This is a genomic window from Psychromonas arctica (assembly GCF_038155225.1).
In the GTDB taxonomy this organism is placed as follows: domain Bacteria; phylum Pseudomonadota; class Gammaproteobacteria; order Enterobacterales; family Psychromonadaceae; genus Psychromonas; species Psychromonas arctica_B.
Genome location: NZ_JBAKBA010000020.1, coordinates 16,974 through 31,814 on the forward strand (window position 1 = coordinate 16,974; position 14,841 = coordinate 31,814).

Sequence of the window (14,841 nt, forward strand, 5' to 3'; positions counted from 1 at the left end):
AGCCCATTCATAATGAATCAATGCCGTTCGTTTAAGAGATTTTAGGCTTATATCTTAACGGATATCTAGATGGGATATAGAGCACTGAACGTGAAAACGTTCGGTGTTTTCTTTTTTGGGTAAAATAAAATGTTTAACATCTTCTCGCATAAGTTGAAGTTTTTTCGGAATGCCTCCATTACCTGATAGTGCATAGACTCTTATTGGTGTATCTATAATACAAATGGCAGCAGTGAAGCTGATCCGTGTAGGTTCAACCTTAGCTTCTAGTGTAATTTCCCCATCCAATTGATTGCTTTTAAGCTCTCCAAAACTCTGCTCTATTTCCCCATCGCTCCCAGTACACAGACAATAAACCTCCCATTGAATAAGCTGTCGGATCGATTAGCGAGGTAATAAAACCTTTAATATCACCCTTTGGATCTTGATAACATATCATTCTTGCTTGCCAAGTCTCTGGTAATGTTGGGTTTTTAGTTCTCGCTTGCGGGGATACGGGCATTTCAATTAATAAATCATTATCGCCGTATCACTCTATAACTTCATATCTCATCGATTTTTTACCGGTGTTAGCCAATGTGCATTAATACTGAACTGTTGCCAGTTGAGCATTAAGTATGCTGAAAAATAACAACGATCAAATAAGGTTAATGAACCTTCTGGAATATCGTCAGCAATCGTTTAACTAACGTTATTTCACCGACGCTACAGCTATTAAATACAGCACCAATTCCATTTCTTGATTAAAAAAAATCCCCAACCTTAAATAAGAATGGGGATAATGTTCTATCTGTAAGATCGTTCAAGTTTTCTTAACAGCTCCTTAAACGATCAGCATTAATTCATCATGAATGTTTTTTTATAACTAAAAATTAATGTGATTAACAATGTTTAACGCTTACTTACTTTTTTCTTGTTCTTCCAACATTGACTCATAACGTTTATCAGTCAAAATTTTCATGAAAGCCACCAACGCATCTATTTTACGATCGGTTAATGCCTTTCCTTTCAAATCCTCTTTGTCTACTGTTTTAGGTACTTCAGCTGATTGCCATGGTTTCTTTGTTTCAGGATTAACTGTTCGTTCTGGGTTATTATAATGGTCATAAAACTCCATCACAGTACGTAACTCTTTGAAGACACCATTATGCATATAAGGCGCAGTCACAGCGACATTACGTAATGATGGATTTTTAAATTTCCCATCGTACTTAGGATCGTCAACGGCAGGATTCTCTAATAAACCATGGTCAATATGATCTGCTTTTAACCCCGCTAAACGAAGAATGTCAGCATAAGAAGGTACACCTATATTACGGTATTGATGATTAGTAAAAGGTTCTTGCTTGCTATCTTCTGTTTTTAATAAATGACAACTATTACAACTTACATTATTGTTTGAGAAAAATAACGTTCGCCCTAAATCTTCTAGCACAGTCAGTTCGTATTCACCTTTTAAAAAACGATCATATTTACTGTCATAACTAGCAAACTGTTTTGTTTTCTCAAATGCCTGTATAGCATTAGCAAATCCTTGAAAAGCGGGCAACACTTTTCCTTTAGACGATGATTCAAACACGTTTTTACCGTATAAACTTTTAAAGCTATCAACATAAAAAGGATTTTCTTGAATACGTTTAACAAGTGCTTCTGCATTAGGTAAGCCCATTTCAGCAGGATTTAATGGCGGCCCCATCGCTTGATCAGCTAATGTATTCGCGCGACCATCCCAAAACTGCCCACCAACATATTCCTTTAAAGCATCATCAAAGTGAAATGAAGGTGAGGTATTAGCGTATCCAGCCATTGGCGCATTACGCCCACCAAATGATTTACCATCATCACCTAATGAAGCAATGCCATGCCCCACATTTTCTCGATGATCAGTAAACCCTTTTGCAGGCTCATGACAAGTAGAACAAGACATAGTGCGATTAGCTGAAAAATTAGAATCTAAGAATAATATCTGCCCTAATTGTGCTTCTGTTATTTTATTTTCAGCATTGATATGGCTTGCAAAAGTGAAAAGTAGCAATAAACAATAAAATCTCTTTTTCATTTTAATTCCGTTTAATAATGTTATAAATATCAAAAAAGGGGGTAATAATAATTTTTATAATACCACCATATTTTTCTCTTTTTCCTTGACCTAAACCAAACTTGTCTTCCGAAGATACATGTTGAGACAGTGTTAAGGTTCCAAACATCCAATCCCACAGTGCGAATACGCTGCCTAGGTTTTTATGCATACTTTTCTGTTGATGATGTACTTGATGTTGTGCAGGCGATATTAATAAACGCTCTAACCAACGCCCATAACTCAGACGAATATGGCTGTGTCTCAAGTTACCAGTAAAAGAAAATAGAATGACCACAAAGGCATTCCCACCTAATACCGAATAAAGATTAAGTCGTGCACCAAAACAAAAAACAAATATTCCCGTTACCACACCAGCAACCAATGCATTACGTAATGCATACAGCATAATTTCTACCGGATGCAAACGATAAAAGGTCAATGGATTCAATGACTCAGCGCTATGATGTACCTGATGAAACTTCCATAACCAACGATTGGTATGCAGCCAGCGATGCAACCAATAGCGGCTAACATCTCCGAGTACAAATAAACTTAAGGTATACGCAACCATAATATCGCGATAGTACCAAGACAAAAATAAAGGTTCCGATACCGAATTCAACCAATTCAATGTCCATAGAGCGACGGTGTTCGCTGACAAGAGGACAGGCGCTATAAATAATGCCTTAAATACCCAATTGAATATAAAGTAACGGTAATCTAATTTTGAGTCAGCATTAAACCAATAAGCCTTTAACGTGGGCGCTGAAATTGCCCCCACTTTAAAGACATACCAACCAATTGCGATAACAGTGCTAACAATAAGGTAACCCCAGAATATGCGGCTACTGCCATTCATGAATAACGCTAAGGGTGTATCAATCGCCATCTGCATCAATTAAATTCGCCGATACGCCAATTTGACTCACTAAGTGTCTGTAAAAGGCTTTTTGAACATCTAACAATCCCTGAAATATTGGGATCATGTCATTTAAATTAAAGTTATGATCAACAGGTGTATTTTTATAAGCTTCCAATGAAGATGCTAACGCTACTTGCACAGCATGAATACCTTCTTTACCGTGCTTTTCATAAGCGATAGTCGCTACATTCGGTTGTTGATCTTCACCTAAAAGTTGTTTATTGGTCTCTAAAATCCCACCGATAAATGCCCAAGATGCTTCACTGTATGGGTATTGTTGATGCTCAGGTTTAGTTTCACCAAGATTGGCTTTAGTTAACCCACTCACTTGTGCAATACGCCAATCTCTTGTTTTATAAATATGTTCAATCTCAGCATTCACGACTAATGACAGTCCTCTGTCTACATCGAAAAGAAACGCATCACGATTGGCTTTATAACCCTCACTAATCTGCGTAAATCGTTTACACACGTTCGCTACCATGACTTCTGCAAACTCTTTTCTACGTTCAGACCATTCTCCACTGAACATGACTGAGTCAATAGCACCCATGGTTTTATAAGAGTTTTTGTACAATGCGGTTGAAGGTTTTGAATCACGTCCTACTAAACGCTCAATGCTTTCATGAATGTTTTCATTGCCACTATGGAAGTAATCGACCATTAATGGATAGTCCATGGCATTCATATCATAATCACCAAGAATATAACTTGCTTGGACTCGTCCCCAGCCTTCAGCCAGTTGCACAAATGCTTGGTGACGCACATCACTTGATTTGCTTTCTAAAGACGTTTGTAAATCTACACAATATTGCACTGCGTTATCCGCATTTTGCTGAATAACATGGTCATAGATTGAAGCATAAGGGTCTTTTTCCTGTGCATTACTCAGCTGAGCATGGCTAACCAAAGGGACGCTAAGTAAACAAATAGCTGACAGGGGGGTAAAAATTTTCATAGTTGCTCCAGAAAGTGTAACAAGGCCAAACGCTCAGTTTGGTCTAGTTTAATAAATTTTGATTTAGCTATTTCAGCTTCTCCACCGTGCCAAAGAATCGCTTCTTCCGGTGTTTTCGCTCGTGCATCATGTAAAAAACGATGTTGTGCACGAACACGTGCCCCTACTCCCCATAAAGGCGCAGTACGAAATTCTCGTTCAGTTGCGAGAAACTCTGGGCGTCCATCTTGTAGTGCCTCACCCATATCGTGCAAGAGTAAATCAGAATAAGGGTGAAATTCAACTCCTTTAGTCGTCGTTAATGTTGAGCGATGGCAACCGCCACAACCGACTGCTTCAAATAATGCTTTTCCTTGACGCGCGGTAGTATCTAACACAACAGATTGAGGTGCTTTATGGTCGCGAATAAAAGAAGCAATGGCTTGTAAACGCAACATAGGTAAATCTAAACTACCCAATCTTGTTTGATCGCCTCGAGGTGCAGCCAAACAATCTGCTTGTGCTGGTTGGCAAAGTTCTTCAGGGAAAAAAGGATTGGTTAGCCCTAAATCATGCGCAGCGGCATTGGCAGTTTGTCCAACAATATTCGGTGCACTGGCTTTCCAATTCATACGCCCTAATACTTTTTCAGCTTGATCGGGTGCGTTTAACCAGTTTGCACGACCACTAATACCGTCTTTGTTTGCATCAAGTGGGTCTTCCCATGCAAGTATTTGTTCATTTGAAACTTGTTCTATTAATCTTAAACCCGCTAATGTAGGCGGTTGTCTTAATGCAATCACAGTGTCTTTCGCTAACGGTCCGTAGGCTAATTTATCTAAATACGGAATGAAAGTCGTTAACGTTAATGATTGACCATCAGGATAGGTAAAAGAATGAGATTCAGTTTTTAATCTTGTTTGTGCTTCTGGTTTTACTTTGCCGTTGCCTCTGATTGACACTTGGGCACCGTAAACGGGATCAGGGACACTATCGTGCATTGGCGTATCAAGATTATTCACTAACCAACGAGATGTGTGTTTATTTGGCTGTGTTAACTTAAAAACTAAACTACGTAATGGTTGGTTTTCATCACTAATGGTTGGCGCACTGCCGTTATTGACATGACAACTTACACAGGTATTCGAACTAAAATGTGGACCTAGCCCATCGCGTGCTGTTGTTGCACTGGGTGCCTCTACCCATGGGATAGTAAAAAAAGAGCGACCAAGAATATACTGGTCAAATTCGGTATCGTTCATCTTAATTTGATGAGAAAAAGGCTTACTACCAGCTGCATTAGTAAATTCATCTACATTATTGTTGCTAGCGGTCTTGCTCGTCGTATTATTTGCACTGACGTTCGTTTCACTATGAACAAAGTGACTCGATGCAAGAAATAAAAAAATGCCTTTGAGTGTATTTTTTACTGCCTTATTAGAATTGATTTTCATATTTCACTTTCAAAATAAATTGCACCTATAGGTAACGAGAAACGCCACCAACCGATTCCGGGTAGTGGCGTTTAAACTAATAACCTTACTGCATGTTATTTATGACAATAACATTGACCACAGTATTACCAGTTACATTGCTTTAAAGTTGTGTTTCTTCAGCATCAGTAACATCATTAGTTGTTAATGAAATACCGTACGCTTTAGACACAGTCACCATTTGGTCACCTAGACGACGTAATTGGTTTTTAAGCGTGACAATGTTTTGTACACTTTCTTCGTTTTCTGGACGAATCTGATAATCAAAATGCATTGTTGTTGTTGCTAATGTGTTGATGGTCGCAATACGTGTTTCAATATCAGCCATTAATGTAGCAATTTCAGCTTGCTCTTCAGTTGATAAGTTATCAATGAAAGCTGGACCTACTTTTTTGCCTTTGTATTCACCTAGTAGTACGTTCTTAATACCTTGATAGTTCAATGCAATATCACGGTGTGTATTATCAGAGAAACATGAATGCTCATCTTCTTCACTTGGCGTTAATACTGCAACAGCAATACGTTCGTTAGCTAGTTCTGATTTAGAGAAGACACCAACACCTGCAAAGATTTGTTTTAACGCAGTAGATAGTTCGATATTTTTAGATGCTTGATCGCCTGTTAATTGCTCTAATAAAGCAGCACGGTAAAGACCTTTATCACCATTTACTTTATCTTCCCAAGCACTTGCTACAATTGATAAATCATCAACCATTTTTTGTGCAACAGAGCCAAGGTAAGCAAGACGACGTTCAGCTAGTTTATCTATTGTGAAGTCAGTTAATGGACGTTGACCAGCAGTCATCGCACCATTGCTGATAGTGTCTTCAATCATGTTGTTGTAATCTTGATCTTGACCCCAAAGCATGAATTCAATGGCATGGTAACCAGCTGCTACGTTTGCATCGCCGCCATTTGTATTTAGCTCACCTAATACTGCTGGTGTTAGTGTTGTTACGTCAACAGCAGTTACCTCTTCACCGCCTGGTGTAAACAACCCAACAGTATCAATAATGTTACCAGTAGTACGCTCATTGTTAGCATCAACAGTGTAATCGATCATGTTTTCATCTAAAGGCCATGAGTTAAGCTCACCTTCTACACCACCGTAAGTTTCAGCTACCCAACCGTCTTCAGCGTCGATAGGGCCATTTGAAAGGCGGAATATTTCTGTTGTACCGTAACTTTCACGAGAGACTAACCAAGCATCTTTAGCCGCTTGTAATGTTGTATCAGTCGGCGCTTTTACAAAAGCACTGATTGCTGTTTGTAATGTTTTTGCATCTTTCACAGCATCTGAGTAGTTAGCTGAAGCAATATTTGCATAAGTTGATAATGCCGCTAACTTATCACTCTGAGATAGACCAGTTACTGCTTCAGTCTTTGTTACCACTTCTGTTGCTACAGCTTTGACTGTTGGCGTTTCAGTTTGCGGTACTGCTGGTATTTCTGATTCTGCGTTACAAGCTGAAACTAATAAAGCGCCTGCGATCATCGTGCTTAACATTGTCTTTTTCACTTTTATACTCCTGGATGTACATTAAAAACGTTAGTGAGTTTTATCGTTATCAATAAACTCATTGTGTTAATTGCTTCCTGCAACTGTGTAAATTGTGTTCTGCAATTTGTATATATAATTTCTTTCTTTAACTTTTTATATAGCTTTAAGCGTGTTCAGCCTTTAGATGTGCAATCGGTTCAGACTGCTTATTTGATTGCCATTTAAGTAACAGCAATACTGCAACCCAAAAAGTACTTAATATCATCAGATCCCAACCAATCGGTTGTGAGCGATAAGCAAATAATGAAGCCAATAAATTACCTAATATTGAACTATCACTTAAAATACTGGTCATATCCCACATGTTGCTATACATCCACGCCGGCAATTCAGTTGCGCCTAGAGGACCACTTAATAATTTTTCTGAAGCCGCTAAAAACAAAGCTGAGCCTAAAAAAAGCAACATGATTTCAGTCACTCGGAAAAACCATTTCCATGAAACGAAGCGACCACCTAGCTGTAAGGCATAAAATAAAATCATCGCCAGTGCTAAACCAATAGCCGCTGCCATAAAGAAGCTCATGTACGATGCAAAAGAATCTAGTTGTAAAAGAGAACCGTAAAGGAACATCACTGTTTCAGACCCTTCTCGCCCTACTGCTATCATCGCGAGGAAGAACACACCCCACCAATTCTTTTCACCGCTCAAGTTTGTTGCTAAGCCACTTTCAATTTCTTGCTTTAACGTTCGGCCGTGAACACGCATCCACATCACCATCTGAACAATTAATGCACTTGCAAATGCCAACATACCGATTTCAAACCAAGTACGTGCTTCGCCGCCTAAAATATCTGTCACACCAATCAATGTTAATGTGAGTAATGTTGCTAGTCCGAATCCTGCTAGTATTCCGGCAAACAACCATTTTTTTCCTGTTTTGGCATCCTGCCTATCATTCATCCAAGCATACAGAATTCCAATTACTAAGAGCGCTTCAATGCTCTCTCTGCATACGACGAATATAGTCTGACCCATTTTTTTTATTCCTTACCTTTTACTATAATTTTACCTAGCGTTGTTGGTGCAAAATCATCGAAGTAATCATAAGTACCAATATCTAAAGGTATGATAACGACGCTGGTTTCTGCCTTCATGAACAAGACTTTTTCTTGGCGTAACTGATTGCTTTCAAATTCAGCGGGTTTATTGCCGATATTACGAATCACGATACGGAATCTTGTTTTTTCTGGTACGACTAATTCAGCAGGAATTAAGTCACCATCTTTCATTTCTACAAGGTAAGTTTTAAGTTTGGTGTAACGGGGGTCATTCAATTCAACGCTAAAACCATCTGCGTCTTTTTGTGAACTAACTGAAGTTTCGCTTGCTGAAACGAAAGAATTAACTGAGATAACAGCAATAAAAGAGGAAATAAAAAAATTACGAACAAATTTCATTGAAAATATCCAAATATCTGGTTATAAAAGTGAGGTCTATCCCTCAACTTTGTCAATTTTATTAACATTACGGATCATAAAGTAATAAAACATCATAAGCAATAATAACTATCATTACTATTTAAAAAATTATATTTATCTCATGGCATACGTTCTCGAGTTAACTTTTGTCAAAATAGTGTTCTAAAAAATCCATCTGTTTATTTGCCCTTTGTTTTTTTAAAAAAAAGATATACGACTGAGTCTGAGAATAAGTTCAATATAAATCCGTCGAAGTGCCATGTTTAATTAGATCCGTTTTTTCAAATTAATGTCGAATTTTATCTATCATTTATCTTTAAAATAATATGATGGAACATAAACCTGAAAAACCTGACTTTAATTCGGGCTTTTTTATTTCTTGCTGACCATGAATACTGATAACATACTCAACATTAATTAAGTTAAGTGTGTGTTCTCAATAACATGAATAATAGTCATTGAAATAAAACTAATATTTATGAATATTGTTACCATGATTTTTATTTAAATTAAGCTTATTAATAACGGTAATTGAATGGTTATAAAGGCCTGATTCAATGGGTACATTCTCCGTTTCATCTCTTAGATTCACATATAAAAATATAACAAAAGTTAAAGGAAATATTTCATGGACAAAAATATAGAGTTCGAGAGTTCGGTTAAAAAAATGCTTGAACATGTAGGTGAAGATCCAACGAGAGAAGGTCTAATAGACACCCCTTCTCGAGTAAGAAAAGCCTTTGAATTTATGTGTGGCGGTTATACTCAAGATCCAAAAGAAATTCTTCAAAAAGCGCTGTTCACTTCTACTAATGATGAAATGGTTGTTATCAAAGACATCGAGTTTTATTCACAATGTGAACATCACATGTTACCAATCATTGGCAAAGTGCACGTCGCTTATATCCCTAATGGTAAGGTTGTAGGCCTATCTAAAATACCTAGAGTTATCGACGTATTTGCTAGGCGCCTACAGATTCAAGAACAACTGACTGAGCAGATTTGTGATGCATTAAATGAACATCTACAGCCTAAAGGTGTTGCTGTAATGATTGATGCAAGACACATGTGTATGGAGATGCGAGGTGTTCAAAAGATCTGTTCAACGACAGTCACTTCTGCATTGAGAGGTTTATTTAAATCGAATAAAAAGACTAAAGATGAATTCTTATCAATTGTGTCGTCTTCTTTAAGAAAATAAATTTTTTAATAAGCTTTTTAATAAGTAATGGTAAGCTCTTTTTTTAATGTAAAGTCTGATTTACCTGTAAAATAAATACAAAAAAGCCTGATATTAATCAGGCTTTTTATTAGCTTAAAACTATTGATTCAGCTAGCATTTTAGATCAATACGAAAGACTAGAATGCAAAAGTTACATTTGCAGTAAATTCTTCATCGTCATTCGCGCTAACACTAAAACCAAACGTATCAGATAATTGAACACCTGCGTCTATCGTTGCTTCCCATTCGTTAAGGTCGGCACCTTTAAAACCATGTGCATAGCTTGGCGTAATACCAACCCAATACATACGATTAAATGTATACCGTGTCGTCGCATCAAATTTAACATAGGTAGTGTCTTCGATATCACCATCCCACAAATAACCAACACTCACTTTCGGGTAAAAGTTAAGATGATTATCCATAAAAGCAAGCTTGGCAAAGAAACCAATAGAGGTATCATTTACATCATCGAAATCATTGCCATCAGCACGGATATCTTCACTCCAACTACTATCAAAAGTCACACCTGAATTAGACTTTGCATTTAATAATAAGTAGTTTACTTCATAAAAATCTAAATCATGTTTAGCCGCAACAGTAAAACGGTGTTTATATACACCACTTAAATAACCACCATAAGATGCAGATAAATCAATGCCTTCCGTACCACCTCCAATAGTTGCACTTGAGTAAACCGCTGTCGGATCGCTCATATCCACCCATGGTTCTTCTGTTTCATCTGCTAATACAGCAAAAGATGATAAACCAACCAATGTGCCAACCGTCGCTTTTAAGGCGCAGCTTTTTAACACACTATTTTTTAAGGTATAGTTTTTTAAGATCATATGGATTCTCTTTTATTTCCAGATAAATAAATTAAATAAACGCTTACCACGTTTAACCAATGTGTAACGTGAAAATAATGCATCTACTTTTTGAATAGTTGCTTCAGTATCAGTGACTTTGTCTCCATTCACCATCACAGCACCATTATTTACAAATTCTCGAGCCATTTTATTCGATGCTGCTAATTCGCAACTCGTTAATAACTCAACAATAGAAGCACTTTCAGTGTCAACATCAGTAGCAGGAAGTCCATCTTGCGCTAACTGAGCTAAATCAGACTCACTTAAGCTACTTAAGTTCCCAGAAAATAATGCTTCAGTAATACGTTCTGCTGATGCTAACCCTTCTTCACCGTGTACTAAACGTGTTACTTCACGTGCTAAAATAGCTTGTCCTTGTGGACGCCCTTTAATGGTTTTATCTTTTTCTTCAATTTCTGTAATTTCTTCAACAGATAAGAAAGTGAAGTAACGTAAGAATTTATAAACATCAGCATCTAATGTTGTGATCCAGAATTGGAAAAAAGCGTAAGGCGATGTTTTAGTTGGGTCTAACCAAATTGTACCTGATTCGGTTTTACCAAATTTAGTTCCATCTGCTTTAGTTACCAACGGCATCGTAATACCAAATACTTTTTCTTGATTCATACGGCGTGTTAAATCGATACCACCCGTGATGTTACCCCATTGGTCAGAACCACCAATTTGTAACGTACAGGCTTTTTCTTTATTTAAGGCTGCAAAATCATAAGATTGTAATAACATGTAACTGAACTCAGTAAACGAAATACCAGCACCTTCGCGGTCGATACGTTGTTTAACGGATTCTTTTTGGATCATAGCATTCACACTAAAGTGCTTACCGACATCACGTAAAAACGAGATGCTATCCATTTTACTAATCCAATCTAAATTATTAACAACTTCGGCAGCATTGTCTTTTTCATCAAACTCAATAAATGCACTAACTTGTTTTTTAATTGAGTCTACCCAGTTTCCGACAATTTCATCACTGTTTAATTTACGCTCTGCCGCTTTGAAACTTGGATCGCCAATCAAACCAGTTGCTCCGCCCACTAATGCTAACGGCTTATGACCCGCTTCTTGAAAACGCTTAAGAATCAATAAAGGCACTAGGCTACCAATGTGTAAACTATCAGCAGTAGGATCAAAACCACAATATAAAGTACGGCTTGCACTAGATAGATGTTCATGTAGCTCTTCATCTGCAGTTGTTTGGGCAATTAGACCACGCGCTTTTAAATCTTCGAGTAAGGCATTCATTTACTTTTTCCTAGTTTGCTAGCAATATTAATTACACAGGATTTTACACAGTTACTCGCCACAAAAAAACCTTAGAGTGAAGATATAGCGAACAATATGTTAGCATTACATCTTTATTGATATCACAAAGAGAAAATTACATGAAAATAGGCATTATTGGAGCAATGGATGAAGAAGTTAGCATCCTAAAATCGGCAATGAATAACGTAACAACAACTAGCATTGCAGGTTGTGAGTTTTACCAAGGTGACCTTAACGGCAAACAAGTTATTTTAACAAAATCCGGTATTGGTAAAGTGGCAGCAGCCGTTGCAACGACTTTATTGTTAGAAAAGTTCTCTCCTGACACAATCATTAACACGGGTTCAGCCGGTGGTTATGATAAAAACTTAAATGTTGGAGACATTGTTATTTCAACAGAAGTAAGATTTCACGATGTAGATTTAACGGCTTTTGGTTATGAAATTGGTCAAATGGCACAATTACCACCTGCTTTTGCAGCAACGCCTTCATTAATCGATATTGCTGAACAGGCTGCACAAACATTACCAGGCTTGAACATCATCAAAGGCCTTATTTGTACTGGTGATATCTTCATGGCCGATCCAGTAAAAGCAGAAGTAGCGCGTACTAACTTTCCAACTATGGCTGCTTGTGAAATGGAAGCTGCTGCGATTGCACAGGTTTGTTTCCAATTTTCAGTCCCGTTTGTAATTATTCGTTCACTGTCTGACATTGCAGGTAAAAAATCAGAGCTTTCTTTTGAAGAGTTCTTACCTGTTGCCGCTAAAAATGCCTCTACCTTAGTGGAAGCAATTGTAGATAGAATTAATTAATGCAGGACATATTAGCATTAATGGAACAACACAGCGTTTATTTCAGCTTTATGTTTGCTGCGCTGTGTTCGTTTTGTTTCTCATTACCTAAAGATCTTAACCCCCTTTCCGCTTTTGCACTTATTTTCAAACAAATAGCGGTTAAAGTTAACCTACCAGAACGCAGTGATGGATATAAGCGATTAGCTAGTTTACTCGCCTTTTCATTAATCTATTTTCCCATCGTCTTAATCATCAGCCAATTATATGTAGTGGCGTTTAAACCTTTTATGATTGATATTGTGGTGATCTATAGCCTATTGTCTTGGCATGACAAAATGAACGTCTACAAACAAATTAATAGTGATCTACGACATAATAGTTTGGCTACGGCAAAGTTATTCTTATCGCCACTCACATTACGTGAAACAAAACCGCTGTCTTTATTAGGCACCAATAAAGCGACCATTGAATCTCTAGTATTACATTTAACAAATGGATGGTTTACGGTTATTTTTTGGTATCTAATCAGTGGTCTTTATGGTGCTTTGTTTTATCAACTAATGCATATTTGTACACAACAATGGAATTGCAAATTACCGCTGTATAAAGTTTTTGGTCAACTACCCTCTTTCATTACCAGGTTACTTCAATTACCTGTACATATACTCGTTAGTTTTACATTTTCTTTGTACGATAAACCGATCAAGCATCTCTTTAAAAAATTCAAACAAAGCGTTGATTGGCATCATTTCTCTTCAGGTTTATTACTGAGTAGTTTTGCATTAAGCATTCAAACACAGCTTGGTGGTGTTCGCTTATATGAATCAGAGAAAGTCACTTATGCCAACCTCGGTATTAATAATCAACCAACGATAGATAAAGTTACCTTAGCAATTCAACGCTTAGGGTTAAGCGCTTGGTTTTGGTTAATTTGTATTAGCCTCTACGAATTTTTCCCGCAGATTGTTGCTTATTTTAATGGCAGTTATTAAGTCCTTATTTTGTAATAAGTACTTTTCTAGTAACAGAAGAGACTGTTAATGTCGTTAAATAGATAAGCGACTTTCAAAGAAACAGCTCGCATTTATGACTGAATTCAAGCAGTAATACCGATTACATTAAATAAGTGATCTAAATTTTGCGCTGGAAAAATAATTTAGTTTAAGGCGTAAATTGAGCTAAATGGTTGTTCCATTTACGAAATTTACAACGAAGAAATAAGTTATTTTAACCAGTAAAATAGATCAGTTAATTAGTGTGATTGGTATAAGAACGCACCCACTTTTATTGATTAAATTGAAGCGCTAATCGCTAATCGCTAACAAATGTATTTGGCTAACTCGAACCAGCGAACACTAATCAATAACCTCATTGAATCAATGTCTAAAAAATAGCAATAAAAAAGCCCTTATCTGTTACCAGATAAGGGCTTTTTAACTCATTAAGTAATAAAACTTAATGTCGTTAGAATTAAATTATTTAATTGCTAATAATTCAACTTCAAATACTAATGTAGCGTGTGGGCCAATTGCAGCACCTGCGCCACGCTCTCCGTATGCAAGATCTGCAGGGATAGCTAATTTCATTTTTCCGCCTGGAGACATTAGTTGTAATGCTTCAGTCCAACCAGCAATAACGCCACCAACTGGGAATTCAGCAGGTTGACCACGTTCTACTGAACTGTCAAATACTGTACCGTCGATTAAAGAACCGTGGTAATGAACACTTACTGTAGATTCTGCTGTTGGTTTTTCGCCTTCGCCTTCTGCAACTACTTCATATTGAAGACCAGATGCAGTAACCGTAACGCCTTCTTTCTTAGCGTTTTCAGCTAGGAATGCTTCACCAGCCGCGCCTAATACTTTAGCTTGCTCTGCAGCAGCTGCTTGCATGCGCTCAGAAATTACTTGGAATGCAGCTTGTAGATCTTGTTGAGAAACTTTACTTTCTGCGCCAGCAAAAGCATCAGCAATACCAGCAGAAACAGCTGAGATTTCTAGACCATCAAAAGGATTAGAAGCAAGTTGCTCACCCATTTGTAAACCGATACCGTAACTTGCTTGTTGCTCTTGAGTAGTATAATCAGACATATATTTTCTCTTTTTTTATGAATTATTGGGTTTCCCCATCGATGTTAATTAATAATATGGGGAGCAAAAATAAGATTTAAAGGGGGAATTTATAAAAAATTAAATTTTCTTTAAAACAAGCCTACATACTGCTCAATATCAGCTTAAATCTCTATTTAATATTGAAG

Annotated in this window: 13 protein-coding genes and 1 pseudogene; 3 read left to right on the forward strand and 11 right to left on the reverse strand. The window is 37.2% G+C overall.

The features are described 5' to 3' along the window. Positions 1-31: 31 nt before the first annotated feature. The 8 genes and pseudogenes from V6255_RS09805 to V6255_RS09840 all read right to left on the reverse strand — a co-directional run. Positions 32-743, reverse strand: a pseudogene (locus V6255_RS09805) (IS4 family transposase); the annotation flags it as partial. Positions 744-898: 155 nt separating this feature from the next. Beyond that, on the reverse strand, positions 899-2,059 hold the full coding sequence (locus V6255_RS09810; RefSeq protein WP_341627986.1) for a cytochrome-c peroxidase: 1,161 nt from the start codon (positions 2,057-2,059) through the stop codon (positions 899-901). 1 nt (position 2,060) lies between these two features. After that, a complete protein-coding gene (locus V6255_RS09815; protein ID WP_341627987.1) occupies positions 2,061-2,969 on the reverse strand; it encodes a sterol desaturase family protein in 909 nt (302 codons plus the stop codon). Next, positions 2,959-3,960, reverse strand: a complete 1,002-nt coding sequence (locus V6255_RS09820) for a hypothetical protein (RefSeq protein ID WP_341627988.1) — start codon at positions 3,958-3,960, stop codon at positions 2,959-2,961. The genes V6255_RS09815 and V6255_RS09820 overlap by 11 nt, the downstream gene beginning before the upstream one ends. Next, complete coding sequence (locus V6255_RS09825; RefSeq protein ID WP_341627989.1) at positions 3,957-5,393, reverse strand: di-heme oxidoredictase family protein; 1,437 nt, start codon at positions 5,391-5,393, stop codon at positions 3,957-3,959. Before V6255_RS09825 ends, V6255_RS09820 begins: the two co-directional genes overlap by 4 nt. 142 nt (positions 5,394-5,535) lie before the next feature. After that, on the reverse strand, positions 5,536-6,951 hold the full coding sequence (locus V6255_RS09830; protein WP_341627990.1) for an imelysin family protein: 1,416 nt from the start codon (positions 6,949-6,951) through the stop codon (positions 5,536-5,538). A 145-nt stretch (positions 6,952-7,096) separates the two neighbouring features. Beyond that, positions 7,097-7,969 (reverse strand): FTR1 family iron permease, encoded by an 873-nt coding sequence (locus tag V6255_RS09835; protein WP_341627991.1) that lies wholly within the window; start codon positions 7,967-7,969, stop codon positions 7,097-7,099. Between the two features lie 5 nt (positions 7,970-7,974). After that, positions 7,975-8,391 (reverse strand): cupredoxin domain-containing protein, encoded by a 417-nt coding sequence (locus V6255_RS09840; protein ID WP_341627992.1) that lies wholly within the window; start codon positions 8,389-8,391, stop codon positions 7,975-7,977. A gap of 649 nt (positions 8,392-9,040) precedes the next feature. On the opposite strand from V6255_RS09840, the gene folE reads away from it, so the two are divergent. After that, a complete protein-coding gene (gene folE / locus V6255_RS09845) occupies positions 9,041-9,613 on the forward strand; it encodes a GTP cyclohydrolase I FolE (protein WP_341627993.1) in 573 nt (190 codons plus the stop codon). Positions 9,614-9,771: 158 nt separating this feature from the next. On the opposite strand, the gene V6255_RS09850 is transcribed toward folE, so the two are convergent. Both V6255_RS09850 and tyrS read right to left on the reverse strand, forming a co-directional pair. After that, complete coding sequence (locus tag V6255_RS09850) at positions 9,772-10,482, reverse strand: hypothetical protein (protein ID WP_341627994.1); 711 nt, start codon at positions 10,480-10,482, stop codon at positions 9,772-9,774. A gap of 12 nt (positions 10,483-10,494) precedes the next feature. Further along, on the reverse strand, positions 10,495-11,766 hold the full coding sequence (gene tyrS / locus V6255_RS09855) for a tyrosine--tRNA ligase (protein ID WP_341627995.1): 1,272 nt from the start codon (positions 11,764-11,766) through the stop codon (positions 10,495-10,497). A 140-nt stretch (positions 11,767-11,906) separates the two neighbouring features. Between tyrS and mtnN the strand changes: the two genes are divergently transcribed. Together mtnN and V6255_RS09865 are read left to right on the forward strand one after the other, a co-directional pair. Then, positions 11,907-12,602, forward strand: coding sequence for a 5'-methylthioadenosine/S-adenosylhomocysteine nucleosidase (gene mtnN, locus V6255_RS09860; RefSeq protein ID WP_025563060.1), 696 nt, complete (start codon positions 11,907-11,909; stop codon positions 12,600-12,602). Next, on the forward strand, positions 12,602-13,576 hold the full coding sequence (locus tag V6255_RS09865) for a cobalamin biosynthesis protein (RefSeq protein WP_341627996.1): 975 nt from the start codon (positions 12,602-12,604) through the stop codon (positions 13,574-13,576). The genes mtnN and V6255_RS09865 overlap by 1 nt, the downstream gene beginning before the upstream one ends. Positions 13,577-14,059: 483 nt before the next feature. On the opposite strand, the gene V6255_RS09870 is transcribed toward V6255_RS09865, so the two are convergent. After that, positions 14,060-14,674, reverse strand: coding sequence for an FKBP-type peptidyl-prolyl cis-trans isomerase (locus tag V6255_RS09870; RefSeq protein ID WP_137297819.1), 615 nt, complete (start codon positions 14,672-14,674; stop codon positions 14,060-14,062). Positions 14,675-14,841 lie beyond the last annotated feature (167 nt).

Coding starts and splice junctions, on each gene's coding strand:
- V6255_RS09810 (WP_341627986.1), bottom strand. CDS start 2,059: ATGAAAAAGAGATTTTATTGTTTATTGCTACTTTTCACTTTTGCAAGC.
- V6255_RS09815 (WP_341627987.1), bottom strand. CDS start 2,969: ATGGCGATTGATACACCCTTAGCGTTATTCATGAATGGCAGTAGCCGC.
- V6255_RS09820 (WP_341627988.1), bottom strand. CDS start 3,960: ATGAAAATTTTTACCCCCCTGTCAGCTATTTGTTTACTTAGCGTCCCT.
- V6255_RS09825 (WP_341627989.1), bottom strand. CDS start 5,393: ATGAAAATCAATTCTAATAAGGCAGTAAAAAATACACTCAAAGGCATT.
- V6255_RS09835 (WP_341627991.1), bottom strand. CDS start 7,969: ATGGGTCAGACTATATTCGTCGTATGCAGAGAGAGCATTGAAGCGCTC.
- V6255_RS09840 (WP_341627992.1), bottom strand. CDS start 8,391: ATGAAATTTGTTCGTAATTTTTTTATTTCCTCTTTTATTGCTGTTATC.
- folE (WP_341627993.1), top strand. CDS start 9,041: ATGGACAAAAATATAGAGTTCGAGAGTTCGGTTAAAAAAATGCTTGAA.
- V6255_RS09850 (WP_341627994.1), bottom strand. CDS start 10,482: ATGATCTTAAAAAACTATACCTTAAAAAATAGTGTGTTAAAAAGCTGC.
- tyrS (WP_341627995.1), bottom strand. CDS start 11,766: ATGAATGCCTTACTCGAAGATTTAAAAGCGCGTGGTCTAATTGCCCAA.
- mtnN (WP_025563060.1), top strand. CDS start 11,907: ATGAAAATAGGCATTATTGGAGCAATGGATGAAGAAGTTAGCATCCTA.
- V6255_RS09865 (WP_341627996.1), top strand. CDS start 12,602: ATGCAGGACATATTAGCATTAATGGAACAACACAGCGTTTATTTCAGC.
- V6255_RS09870 (WP_137297819.1), bottom strand. CDS start 14,674: ATGTCTGATTATACTACTCAAGAGCAACAAGCAAGTTACGGTATCGGT.